We start from the raw sequence: 12,231 nt of genomic DNA, 5'->3' as shown, positions 1-12,231 counted from the left end.
TATAGCAAGTCTATTGGAGTCGTGAATGTAGAACGACCTGAAACGTTTGTGATGATTGAACCCATTGTTTACAAATCAAATGGTTTTGCTATAGCATTCTCTCGGAACTTTTAAAAGTTCGAGATTCCTCCAAAAAATCAACAGCCGTAAGGTACGCAGGAAGTACGGTACATAATTATGTTATGCGTCCTGGACTTTACGGCTGGTAAGATGGTGTACAGATACAGACTCTTTAAATTCTAATTAATCCCTCTCTCTAAAATAATCATTTCCGAACCAACAACCGGACTTCTAGCTATTAACTTGCCTTCCCTATTCGCAATTTCTAGCTTGCTGAAATCGAGTGAGTTAGCCTCCTTCCACATCTTCGTTGCTAGTTGATTTTGCTCAACTTCGCTGAGTTTGTACCAATCTTCAGCGACTTTTACTGTCAAAATGCTGCTGGAAAAATTAGCTTGAACAGACTCAACTAAACCGCCGCCCAGTCGATTCTTAATGTCAGTAACTTGATTTTGAATCCCAGCAATCAGTGACTGTTCGGGCGTCAGCGGTGGTGGTGGGATAATTTCTACGGGTTCCGGTTTTTCCGGCGCCACTAAATCGGGCAACTTGCTTTTGAATTTAGCAGAGATTGGCTCAGACGGTACGATCGCCTCTGGCGATTTCGGCGTTCCCGGCTCCACAAAATCGCCAAAGGTTGGTGGCGACTGCTGCGCTGCTGGGAGAAGAACTTTTGCTACTTTGTCCGGCGGTTTTGCCGAGAAACTGTTGAAAGTTAAACCCACTGCAACGATCAGAATTGCGGCTAATGCGGCGTTTAAAATTGGATCGGAGAGCTTCTCATTGGCAGATGGTGGCAGTAGCGATCGCACTAGCCGCACAATACTTTGCCAAAGTACAACGACTTTCTCTAAAAAACTCCCTTCCGTGCGTTGGGATACAGGCTTTTTATCAACTTTTACAGCAACTTTTAGAGGCACACTGTTAACTTCCGCAGCAACAGTGGGAGGAGTTACTGTTGCTGACTCAGAAGCGGTGGGCGCGATCGGCTTTTGGACCTGCAACGGCGGTTCTGCTGCTAATTTTTTCCCTTTTTTTCCCAAATTCCCTATCGAGGCAATCAAAGCTTTAATTCTCTGATTTTTGGGAACCGCGCTGCTGGCATTTTGAGTTTTGCTGCCAGTGGGGGCAGACTTTGCAGGCGAGTCAACCTCCGGTGTCGGAGATTGAGAGGGTTCTGGAGTTGACTGGTTTAGTTGTTCTTCTGACATTTTCTCTGCCTTGGGGCGTTGCAAATATATCTAAAAGCGATAAATTTTTAGTTGAGCCATCTCAACCTTAATTTATCATTTCATTAGTTGTAACTGAATCAAAATGAGTATCAAACGCCGTCACTTTCTAATTTTAGGCAGTCTCAGCAGCTTAGGTTTTGCCGGAGTCTGGAAAATGTTTCAGCTTCGGACTTCCTGGGGTACAGACACCGATTCTGCTGTGGCTTCTAACGTTGAGGCAGAAAGGACGATCGTTCCTTTGCCGGCCTCACCGCCTATTTTACGCTTTATTTCGGTAGCCGACACCGGTACCGGCGCTGAAGGTCAGTATGCTGTGGCTGAGGCGATGGCGCAATATCACCGGGAAAACCCTTTTAATGTTACTGTTCTCGCCGGCGACAATATCTACAATAACGGCGAATTTGAAAAAATTAATGCTGTTTTCGAGAAGCCTTATCAGCCGTTATTGCAGCAAAACGTAAAATTTTTTGCTTGTCTGGGAAATCACGACATCCGCACTGGTAACGGCGACCAGCAAGTTAAATATGCGGGTTTTAATATGCAAGGTCGCTACTATACTTTTCGGCGCGATCCGGTACAGTTTTTTGCTTTAGATACCAATCACAATGCTGACTGGGAAAATCAGCTTGCTTGGCTGGAAAAAGAGTTGAGTCAGAGCACGGCACCTTGGAAAGTTGTGTTTGGCCACCACCCGATTTATTCCTCTGGCATCTACGGATCGAATCAACCTTTTATTAAGACTTTGACGCCGTTGTTTCAAAAGTACGGCGTGCAGCTTTATATCAACGGACACGAGCACAATTACGAACGTACTCGATCGATTAACGGTACAACTTATTTAATTTGCGGTGCCGGCGCGGGCACTCGTCCCGTGGGGCGCTCTGAGTGGACGGAGTATTCTGCTAGCCGCCTGAGTTTTGCGACGTTTGATGTCTATAAAGACCGGATATTTGTCAGTTCTATCGGTACTGACAAACGGGTTTTCGACCGAGGGATGATTCAAGTGCGATCGGCTTAATTCAGATTATATTCAGGAGCCAACAAAATGAATAGGGGTTGTAGAGCCAATAAAACTGGTTTTGTTTTAGAAACAACTGTAGAAGGTACGTTGAGAGGCCACGGATATCTTGAAATATGCCCCCAGTTGCCGAAAAAGCGCAAGCGAGATTGGCTCTTAATCTCTACTGAAAATCCCAAGCGATATGCTAAACAGGTTTATATCGGGTCTAGCATCTATGAAACTGAAATAAATGTCGATTTTTACATTGTTAATTCCGCTTCTTTTCCTCGGGGTCTAATTGTTGAGTGCAAGTGGCAAGAAGACAAAGGTTCAGTAGACGAGAAGTATCCTTACCTCAATTTAAATATTAAAAATTGTTATCTGGTGCCAACTATTGTTATAGTGGGTGGTGACGGTATGAGGCAAGGTTCGATCGACTGGTTTAAAAAACAAATTCCTGACAATCAAAATTTGTTGGCAGTTCACAAGCTCGAAGGTTTTATTGCCTGGGCTAACAAATATTTGTAACAGGAATTACGCAACTTTGCCGCCTGCGGGGCAATCACGGGTTGCTCATACATAATATGCTTAGGTAGAGAGTTTGCTTAAGTGTAATCTAAAATGAAGTTATTAATAATTCCTTGATTTTTCCGCGCTTGTCACTATTAGAATTAATTCCACGCGACGCAGATATATCAATTAATTTGGGCAGAGGATGTCTTTTGAAAACTTCACTATCGCTGTAGATTTGAGCGATAAAATCGCAGTTAGAATTAGACAGCATAACTTTCACGCCGCGTTCTGCAACTTCTGCAAAAATATCTCTCAGTTTAAGCTGTTCCGATTCTTTGAAATTATCCCGGCTGTAAGTAGTAAAGTTACTAGTGGCACTGATTGGATAATAAGGCGGATCAAAATAAACAAAGTCTTCGCTGCTAGTAGCAAAATCCAAAATTTCCTCGAATTTTCTGACTTCAATTTGAACGGGCGCGAGTAAAGATGAGACCGATCGCAGTAAATCTGCTTGACAAATGTTAGGATTTTTGTATCGACCTATGGGAACATTAAATTCACCTTTTGAGTTTTCTCTGTAGAGGCCGTTGTAACAAGTTTTATTTAGGTAAATTAGGCGTGCTGCTTGTTCTGTATCGGTTTTGTAGGAGCGCGATCGCACCCAGTAATAATAATTTTTATTGTCCTTGGTATGTTCTAACTGATGCTGCTCTAAAAGTAGAATCAGCTCCTCAACTTTATCCCTGACACAGCGATAAGCATTAATCAACTCAGGATTAATATCTGTTAAAACAGCTTGCAAACCTGGGTTCTGCTGTGCTAAGTAAAAAAACACAGCTCCGCCACCCAAAAAAGGCTCGTAGTAAGTTGTGAACTTTTTAGGAAAATAAGGTTGATATTGTCCAATCAACCTAGTTTTACCTCCTGCCCATTTCAGAAAGGGACGTGGCAAGACGAAAGAAGGTGCGGCAGCAGACATTTATCTAGAAATAACGGCCCTATAATATTTATCACAAGTAGAACTCAATAGAAATACTTCTGAAGTTCTTACCGGAGGTCGCGTGGCATTAAACAGAGAGTGCCGGAGCCATCGGCGAAAAGTTTTCGTTAGAATTATATATGTCAGCCTCGCCGGCAAAAATGCCCGATCGCCCGATTGGCAGATTTAGCTCCGGCTGTGCCAAAATTGTCTAACTCGCTCACAAGTGTTACCAGTCAAAGATTGTGCTGTGACACTTTACCCCACCAAGCTCATGCAAGATTTTATTAATAACGTCTCTCGCTACCCGCGCTTTTTCATCACGATATGTCTGGGAATTTTCTTTTTCCTGTTCGAGCGACTCAAACCCCTGCTCGATCGACCGGCAACTGCGATCGCCCTGATTAGTTCGATTGTAGCGACTTTTGTCTTTCTAACTTTTACACTGCGGGCTATGTTAGGCCTGAGTTCGGTTTAAAGCCAAGCTAGATCGCAAACATTAACTGCAAATTCAGTTAAAACACTAACTCCCAAAGTAACTGCCAACTCTTGCAGGCGATCGCACACTTGACAATAGTCGCTGCGATAGATTGGAAGAGGAAAAAATAGCGCTAGTTACGGCAGTCCTCCTCAACCAAGGGGCAGGCAAAGATTACCGAAGTGCAGGACAAGCCTTTGCGGCCATCTACATTCACTGGGGAAATACTGCACCTCTGTTTCCCCAATGTCCCACTTAATCATTAGGAAGCGGCATCCCCCGCCCCGCTTTCCTCTCCCGTTAACCTGACGGTATCACGAGAGTTTCCAGCGGACAAGACAGATGAAGTTTGAACATATATATCAATTTTTTCAAGACCCCCCTCCTGTTTATCTAAACAAGGAATTAGCTGTGTGCTACATTCTCTCCGTGTTATTGCGCGGAGATTCCTACGGTACAGAACTGATTGGCCAACTAGAGAGGGAATTCCCCATCTACCGACTTTCTGATACCGTTCTCTACAGCGCTCTAAAATTCCTAGAAGATGAAGCCGTAATCACGGGTTACTGGAAAAAAGTAGAAGGACGCGGCCGCCCCCGCCGGATGTATCAAATCCTCCCTGAGTGGCGGCACCAAGCTCAAGACCTCGCTCGTCTCTGGCACGAGTACATAGGTCAGGGAAACGGCGCGTCAGGGCGTCGGCCCCGCGCCTTAGAAACTGGTCACACAGGTTAGCCGAGTTGGAATCGGATGCCTAAACCCTGGAGATGCTGGCGCTACTTGCAAAGCGATTTGCCTTCCTTGCCTTCGCTTTGCTCGATCGCCCGCCGCACAGCGATTAAAGCAGCTACACTACGTCAGGACTTACGCATTCTCACTTGAGAATTAGCGACGATGGGGAGATATGGGAATTTGGTGATGGAGAGCAAAACACCTTGTTACAACGCTTTCGGCGAATTTTGATAACAAAGTGTCTGCGTAAGTCCTCGATCGCTTTCGTATGTCAAGTTCTGTAAAGTAATAGTAGAGAATTTCAATTACACAAACTTCTACCGATGGATACTGCTGTTCTTCCTTCAACATTTTTGCTAACGCTACTGCTGGCTGTTGGCTTGTTTTTCTTCATCAAGGCTTCAGTCAAAGATCGAATCGAACAAGTCAAGCTGGCTTCCGAGAGCGCCCAAGAGTCACTGTTAGCCGACTTACAACAGTATTTTGCCGATAGAGCTTACCGAGTTGCAGCCGTCGATGCCCCCAACTATAAAGTCACGTTTGAGGGTTTTGTGCGGCCGAGTTGGTTTCTAGCTATTTTTTTAACTCTGCTGAGTGCAGGCGGCGCTCTGTGCTTGGGGCTGGTTTTGGGAATGCTAGTTCCCCAACAGGGTCAAATTTTCCTAGGTTTGGTACTGCTGTCCCCGCTGGCGGGGGTATTTTACTGGAAAAAAGCTGGACGCTCTGAGCAAGTCTCCCTCAAACTCGAATCAGTTGCTGAGTCTGGAAGCCAAACCAAGAGCTTTGTTACTGTCAGAGCTCACCGCGATGAACTAGCAGCCATGCAAAAAGCTTTAGATTTGAAACCGCTCGATTAAAAGTTTGACGCGGAACGTTTTTTGATATGCTAGATGCCGTAGTTGGACTTCGAGCTGACAAACCGATGACTTAAGAGCGGCTCTCTCGTTGATAAACCAGTGGCTGTTTTTTTGATCCACTTGTTCTATCGACAAAACAGTCAATCTAAAAAAAACCATTATCGTGAAAGTGCCAATTGTGGCGATCGCCCTTGGGCTGCGATCAAGCCTGTTGCGATGGCTCCTTATACCCTAATTCGTAAGGACTTTTCGCAGAAATTTCAGTTGGCACTCTCCAGACAATGAGAACTCTCGCGCTTTTGTTAAAAGACTTAGAAAAACATTGCTGTCAATGTTTTGAGCTAAACATTTTGAGCTATGCGCGGGCCGCTGACACCACAGGAATTTTTTCTGTGGTAGCTTCCAACATCACCTTTAAGCTGGGAAACAAGAAATGGTTCTCTTCTACGTATTGGGCTCCAAATAAACCTTTTTCAGCCCAGAAGTATCTGTCAGTGGTATGCTCGTTACGCTTGACTAACAGCAAAGCTGGGGGAGCAATGCCTTCTGCATGGATGAACTTGCGAGCCGCTGTTACGGGTTTATCTTCGCCGCTCTCGATGCTATATTGAGGCACACACTCTAAAATTCTGCGTCCTTCTTGTCGGCGGCGACTCTTGCGTTTGCGTCTCCTGGCCAATTTCTTTACCTCCTCTGTGAGCAGACAGTATGAGCAGACAGGTTGTAATGATAGCTACCAAATCCGAGGCCAGTATATCCGTTCTAGCTCAAAATTTCAACTGTTTTTAATATATCGACATAATCTTAACATTCGTGCCGATCGACAAAAGTGTAGCGGTTGTGGTATTGTGGGCCGCAAGTTCCGCCAAAAGCCAAGCTTGGGGATCGGTGGAAGCTGCGCTGAGGGGGAGGCGGGGTAATTTTGGTTCATGAAAGCCCCATGCCTTCAACATAGCTGCCTTCTATCAAAGGGAATAAATCTGAAATCTAGAAGTCTCTCATCAGTAATCGGCGGCACATCATTTGTAATTTACTTAGAATTCCGTTAGATATCTTAATGTGGCGCTCATGTTAATGCCAGCCAGTTCAGAATTTGTCAAACTTTGCCGCTCGCAGGTGGCCATCGCCGTTAGTTTGGGCGCGACATTCAGCGCGGTATACCTAACACAAGAGCTGGTAGAAGGCAGCGAAGCAAAGTTGGTGCCGATCGCAGTTTACCCAGAAACCTCAGCCGAATCGGAAGAAAATCAGGGGTTGAGGTTGCAATCTTCCGAAAGCTCGACAGTGAAACCGGTACCGCGACTGCTGGCGCCGCCTGTTCGGCCTGTGGAAGAATCAACGGTAGGGGCGATCGCACCCGATCGACTTCCGGGTAAGGAGCGCAGTTCCCATCAGTGCCAAGGCCCGGAGAATTTGTGGCAGCAGCGGATGCAGATAGTGACACCTCTGATACACGAGGGAGCTGTAATGGGACTCCTAGTCAGCGGTCGGCAAGACAGGCCTTGGAACGAGCGAGAGGAGGCTCAAATACAACAAATTGCTCGCACCTTAGCCCTAGCCTGCATTTTAGACCAGCGATCGCAGTGGATGCAGCAGGAATTGGGTTCGGCCCGGCAAATCCAGGCTCAGGTTTACGACACGATGCACAATTTGCTGCACCAGTTCAAAAGTCCGCTGACAGCGTTGCGAACTTTTGGCAAGTTGTTAGCGCGGCGGCTGGTACCGGAAGACAAAAACCGCAATGTGGCTTTTAGTATTGTCCGAGAGAGCGATCGGCTGCAAGAGTTGCTCGGCCAGTTCGATCGAACTGTTGACACCGGCGAAGCACATCTAAAACTGCGATCGGGTACTTCCGAAACAACAACCTCCAATGTGGAATCAATCCGGCATTCTCCTCTGTCGCTGTCACCTGTGGCCAATTTGGAGGAATCCTGTTTTGTTACAGAAGTCTTAAAACCGCTGTTAACTTCCGCCGAGGCGATCGCATCTGAAAGGAATCTGAAATTGGTAGCCGACATGGAGGCGGATTTGCCACCAGTCTCAGCGAACGATCGAGCTTTGCGCGAAGTTTTGAGCAATTTAATTGACAATGCTTTGAAATATACCCCTGCCGGCCACCAAATTTATATTAAAGTAAGGTACAAAGCAGCCGATGGCGATCGGGCAGGATACAGCCAATTGCCTGCCATAGCAGTTGCCGTCAGCGACACAGGTTCCGGCATTCCTCCCCAGGATTTAGAGCATTTATTTGAGCGGCACTACCGGGGAGAAAAAGCGCAGACCGAAATTCCCGGCACAGGATTGGGTTTGGCGATCGCCCGCGATTTAGTCCGCCAAATGCAAGGAGAAATAGAAGTATTTTCCCCAGTCAATCCTGAATGGCTACCCTTTGCAGAAACTAATTTATTATATCCAACGGATCGTGGCACTACCTTTGTGGTTTGGCTACCAGTTAATAATTAACGAACTCTATTTCTTAGAGACATTTTTTATGAAGCATCTGCCTTTATTCGATAAAATCCCCAAGTTATCAAATTCTTTAAAAGTTTTCAAGAAACACTTTTTTGGTGTACCGCTTTTAGCTTTTTTTAACATTCTAACTATTGTGATTTTGGGCGGGCTGAGCGTATATGCCAAATTCAACAACAAGGGACGCGGAGTTGAACGCCTATTTAGCGATCCTTTTAATTTCTGGCTCCCTTACGAAGGAATTCTAACCGGAGTTTCCGAAGTTATCGGGTGCCTCTCAGTCGCAATTTGTGCATTTACTTTTGGAGTGTTGCGCCAAAAAGAGCCGCAGAGTCGAGCGGCGATATTCTTATTTTTTAGTGCTTTACTCCTGGGAGTCTTTTACCTGGATGACAGGTTTCGGATGACTTTGATTATGTCTCGGTTGGGAATATCTAAGAAATTAATTTACTTGTGTTATGGTAGTGCTGTTTTCCTTTACCTAGTTAAGTTTTGGCGATACATCAAAACTACTCCTTACCTGCCATTAGTTGCAGCATTCATCTTGTTTGCTATCTCGCGGTTGGAGGATATTTTAAACACTCCAAATCAAGGACTACACGCGATTTTAGAAGATGGCACTAAATTATTAGGTCTTGTGAATTTAGCTCTGTATTTTTGGTACGTCTGTCATCATGAAGTTTGGCGGCATTTCCAGCAAAGCGAAAATCGTTGATCGCGTCGATGATATTACAAAAAAAGTCGTTTCTGAATTAGGGTATCACTAAGCCACGCCGGCGATCGCATAAAACCAAAATAATTTCTTTGATTTTGATATGGAATTGGAATATCGACAACTTTAGGAACGGTGAATTAATAATCCATCCAACGGAGTATCTGAGCCTTTGTTCGGATTTAGAGTAGCCAAGCTTTTTCTTTGAAGTGAGTAAAATAATGTCTTCATATTGTATTTTTTCCGTCAAGTCTTTTCCTATAGTTTGTACTCATAATTTTAGCTCATAATTTTACTTAAATTAGGACTAAAACTTCGGTCAACTTTCCAGCAATCTGTCACATAAAATAGCCCTTCCATTGATTAAGAATAATCCAAAGTGGTTCAAAAGTTTTAGCACTAAATGAACCGTATTGCATCAAGTCCCCCCCGTTTTGTGCGGTGGGGACTTGATGTGGGAAAAAATTATGTCAGAATTCCCATTAATGAGGAATTGGCAATTACCTTATTCTCATGCAACTGAAAACCGATATACGATCAATTCAGCCAGATAAGTTTTCTAGGCATTCGCTACGGTGGCGAGCTTAGTGGATGTACAGATAATCGGCAGATCAATAATAAACTGGGTTCCCTGCTCTGGGATAGAAATACACTCCAATTGACCGCAGTGTTTTTCTATCAAAATTTTTCTGCTGATGGACAATCCCATTCCTGTACCTTTTCCTATGGGCTTAGTAGTAAAAAAGGGAGTGAAAAGTTTAGCACGAACTTTCTCTGTCATGCCCACACCATTATCAGAAATTGTTACCAGGATGTGGGAAGCCGAGCTAATGTTGTCATGCGAATTGCCGGGTACCACTTCAGTACGAATCAAAATCTGGGGTTTAAAAACTGCACCATCTTCTCTACTTAGCCGCTCTTCTAAAGCATCTATAGCATTCGCTAAAAGGTTCATAAACACCTGATTGAGCTGACCGGCATAACAGTTCACAAGCGGCAATGCACCATAGTCTTTTATCACATTAATAGCAGGTCGCTCAGACTTAGCCTTTAGTCGGTGCTGTAAAATCAGCAAAGTGCTATTCATGCCTTCGTGGATATCTACTGATTTAATTTCAGTTTCATCCAACCGCGAAAAATTGCGTAGAGAGTGAACAATAGTGCGAATGCGTTCGATCCCTAACTGCATGGAAGAAAGCAATTTTGGTAAATCATCTATGATAAATGGTAACTCTCCATCTTCTATTTCATGGACAATTTCTGCTTCTGGTTGCGGGTAATACCGTTGGTAAAGATTCAACATATTAATGAGTTCTTTAATATAGTCGTTGGCGTGGGAGAGATTGCCGTAAATAAAGTTAACCGGATTGTTGATTTCATGAGCGACACCTGCAACTAATTGACCGAGACTAGACATTTTTTCACTTTGAACTAACTGAAGTTGTGTTTCTTGCAGTTCTTTGACAAAATGTTCTAAGGCAAGAGATTTTTGGTATTCTTTTTCTTGACTGATACGGAGTGCTTTCTCTACTTGTTTGCGACGCTCTATTTCCGACTGCAAATTCTGACTTAGAGAAAAACTTCTCAAAGCTGTTAGCATCGTAGTGTATAGCTTTGATGTCGTTAATTCAGTTTTAGTTTTATAGTCATTAATATCGTAATTGATAATAATGTTTTTTTCAGGTACTTGTCCGGGTTGACCCGTGCGTAAAATAATTCGCACTAACTGATTGCCTAAAACTTCTCGGACATATTTAACAAAGTTTAAGCCAGCATCATCTGTTTCCATAATTACATCAAGTAAGATGATGGCAACATCAGGATTTTCTTGGATTAGCTGTTTAGCTTCACGAGCGGAGTAAGCATTAATAAAGCTTAAAGATTTATTTTCAAAGACAAACTTCCTTAGTGAAATTTGGGTAGCTGTATGAACTTGAGCCTCATCATCTACAACTAAAATTTTCCAACTTTCAGTCAGCTTTTCTTCTGTGATTTCATCTGCAAAAAATATTTCATCATTGGAGTCGATTGCTTCGGCAAAGAATACTGTTTCTACAGATGGTTTATTTAACAAATCGTCAAAATCACTTTTCATTGCTGTAGACCTTTATTTTTTACTAATGTTGAGATTTGAAGTTAGAAAACCTGTTAATAAAAAGGCAGAAGAGAGAAGAGTTACACAGCAACCTTTTCAGTCATCGTTATTTTTTTTTAATGAGGTGAACTTACTTAGTTATCTTTGCCAGAAACTCGGAATTGAAACTCTACATTTGTGCATCAATTTGCATGGGTAATTTAATAATAAACTTGGTTCCTCTTCCCAACTCACTTAGACATTCAATTTCACCTTTTAGTTTTTGAGTGACTAAATTGTAAACAATATGTAGCCCTAACCCACTGCCACCTTGACCACGCTTAGTGGTAAAGAATGGCTCAAAAATTTTACTTAAGTTTTCTGGGGGAATACCTTTACCTTGATCGGCGTATTCAAACCTTAGCCGATTACCTTCTTGCTCCCAAGCAAAGAGTAGTTCCCCAGAAATCCCTGGTTCGTAGGCATGAATCAGAGAATTGATCAGCAAGTTTGTCACAACTTGGGACAAGGCTCCTGGATAAGAATCTATAGCAATTTTGCTATCTCCCTTAATTTTAAGCGAATGTTGGCTATTTTTCAACTTTGGTTTTAATTGTAATAAAATTTCATCAAGATAAGGTCTAATCTGGAAAGTACGCCGTTCTTCGCTAGAGCGATCGACTGCTACTTGCTTAAAGCTTTGAATCAAGGCTGCCGCCCGATCTAGGTTAATTAGAAGTGCCTTACTGCTTTGGGTAGCAATATCGACAAATTCTTCTAAATCCGAGCGCTTCATTTTGCCACTTTTATAAATAGATGCAAATTCGGTGGTATTTTCTGCCAAAGCTGAAGCAACAGTGACACCCACTCCGATGGGAGTATTAATTTCATGGGCAACACCAGCAACTAATCCTCCCAGAGATGCCATTTTTTCAGATTCGACTAGCTGAGTTTGGGTGGCTTTTAAAGCCTCTAGGGTGTTCGATAATTGTTGAGTACGATCGCTCACTAATTGCTCTAAGTTTTGATTAAACTCCTGTAAATTTTTGTAAAGTTGAGCATTCTCAATGGAAATAGCAATTTGGGAAGATAAAAGTTTTAACAATTCTAGGCGATCGGTAGTAA

At 43.4% G+C, this 12,231-nt stretch carries 14 protein-coding genes; 8 read left to right on the top strand and 6 right to left on the bottom strand.

All coding sequences use genetic code 11. The annotated features are described in order from the left end of the window. Positions 1-239: 239 nt before the first annotated feature. The gene (locus QUA38_RS22800; protein ID WP_333165854.1) at positions 240-1,271 is read right to left on the bottom strand and encodes a hypothetical protein; all 1,032 of its coding nucleotides are present in this window, start codon (positions 1,269-1,271) and stop codon (positions 240-242) included. A 103-nt stretch (positions 1,272-1,374) separates the two neighbouring features. Here QUA38_RS22800 and QUA38_RS22795 point away from each other — a divergent pair, with 103 nt between their 5' ends. After that, positions 1,375-2,310, top strand: coding sequence for a metallophosphoesterase (locus QUA38_RS22795; RefSeq protein WP_333165851.1), 936 nt, complete (start codon positions 1,375-1,377; stop codon positions 2,308-2,310). 27 nt (positions 2,311-2,337) lie between these two features. Next, the gene (locus QUA38_RS22790; RefSeq protein ID WP_333165848.1) at positions 2,338-2,820 is read left to right on the top strand and encodes a PD-(D/E)XK nuclease superfamily protein; all 483 of its coding nucleotides are present in this window, start codon (positions 2,338-2,340) and stop codon (positions 2,818-2,820) included. Positions 2,821-2,908: 88 nt separating this feature from the next. Here the strand turns inward: QUA38_RS22790 and QUA38_RS22785 are convergent, their stop codons facing one another. Further along, positions 2,909-3,784, bottom strand: a complete 876-nt coding sequence (locus tag QUA38_RS22785; RefSeq protein ID WP_333165846.1) for a DNA adenine methylase — start codon at positions 3,782-3,784, stop codon at positions 2,909-2,911. A 274-nt stretch (positions 3,785-4,058) separates the two neighbouring features. Between QUA38_RS22785 and QUA38_RS22780 the strand changes: the two genes are divergently transcribed. From QUA38_RS22780 to QUA38_RS22765, 4 genes are all read left to right on the top strand, one after another. Then, positions 4,059-4,262, top strand: coding sequence for a DUF751 family protein (locus QUA38_RS22780; protein WP_190657763.1), 204 nt, complete (start codon positions 4,059-4,061; stop codon positions 4,260-4,262). A 342-nt stretch (positions 4,263-4,604) separates the two neighbouring features. After that, entirely contained in the window at positions 4,605-4,997 is a 393-nt protein-coding gene (locus QUA38_RS22775; RefSeq protein ID WP_293144339.1) for a PadR family transcriptional regulator, read from the top strand. A 15-nt stretch (positions 4,998-5,012) separates the two neighbouring features. Beyond that, positions 5,013-5,144, top strand: coding sequence for a hypothetical protein (locus QUA38_RS22770; RefSeq protein ID WP_333165844.1), 132 nt, complete (start codon positions 5,013-5,015; stop codon positions 5,142-5,144). Between the two features lie 173 nt (positions 5,145-5,317). Beyond that, a complete protein-coding gene (locus QUA38_RS22765; RefSeq protein WP_333165842.1) occupies positions 5,318-5,851 on the top strand; it encodes a cofactor assembly of complex C subunit B in 534 nt (177 codons plus the stop codon). 355 nt (positions 5,852-6,206) lie between these two features. On the opposite strand, the gene QUA38_RS22760 is transcribed toward QUA38_RS22765, so the two are convergent. Together QUA38_RS22760 and QUA38_RS22755 are read right to left on the bottom strand one after the other, a co-directional pair. Continuing rightward, positions 6,207-6,530 carry a DUF3155 domain-containing protein gene (locus tag QUA38_RS22760; RefSeq protein ID WP_333066452.1) on the bottom strand — a complete coding sequence of 108 codons (324 nt, stop codon included), beginning with the start codon at positions 6,528-6,530 and terminating at the stop codon, positions 6,207-6,209. A 106-nt stretch (positions 6,531-6,636) separates the two neighbouring features. After that, on the bottom strand, positions 6,637-6,804 hold the full coding sequence (locus tag QUA38_RS22755; protein ID WP_333165840.1) for a hypothetical protein: 168 nt from the start codon (positions 6,802-6,804) through the stop codon (positions 6,637-6,639). 121 nt (positions 6,805-6,925) lie between these two features. Here QUA38_RS22755 and QUA38_RS22750 point away from each other — a divergent pair, with 121 nt between their 5' ends. Further along, positions 6,926-8,314 carry a HAMP domain-containing sensor histidine kinase gene (locus QUA38_RS22750; protein ID WP_333165837.1) on the top strand — a complete coding sequence of 463 codons (1,389 nt, stop codon included), beginning with the start codon at positions 6,926-6,928 and terminating at the stop codon, positions 8,312-8,314. Then, complete coding sequence (locus QUA38_RS22745) at positions 8,274-9,035, top strand: hypothetical protein (RefSeq protein WP_333165834.1); 762 nt, start codon at positions 8,274-8,276, stop codon at positions 9,033-9,035. The genes QUA38_RS22750 and QUA38_RS22745 overlap by 41 nt, the downstream gene beginning before the upstream one ends. A 556-nt stretch (positions 9,036-9,591) precedes the next feature. Here the strand turns inward: QUA38_RS22745 and QUA38_RS22740 are convergent. After that, on the bottom strand, positions 9,592-11,127 hold the full coding sequence (locus QUA38_RS22740; protein WP_333165832.1) for an ATP-binding protein: 1,536 nt from the start codon (positions 11,125-11,127) through the stop codon (positions 9,592-9,594). 169 nt (positions 11,128-11,296) lie between these two features. Further along, the coding region (locus QUA38_RS22735; RefSeq protein ID WP_333165830.1) for a GAF domain-containing sensor histidine kinase at positions 11,297-12,231 on the bottom strand (935 nt) is incomplete at its 5' end.

It is taken from the genome of Microcoleus sp. Pol12B4, assembly GCF_036701385.1.
Lineage (GTDB): Bacteria > Cyanobacteriota > Cyanobacteriia > Cyanobacteriales > Microcoleaceae > Microcoleus.
Note: the sequence above shows the minus strand (reverse complement) of the source record. Positions and strands in the feature narration are given on the sequence as shown.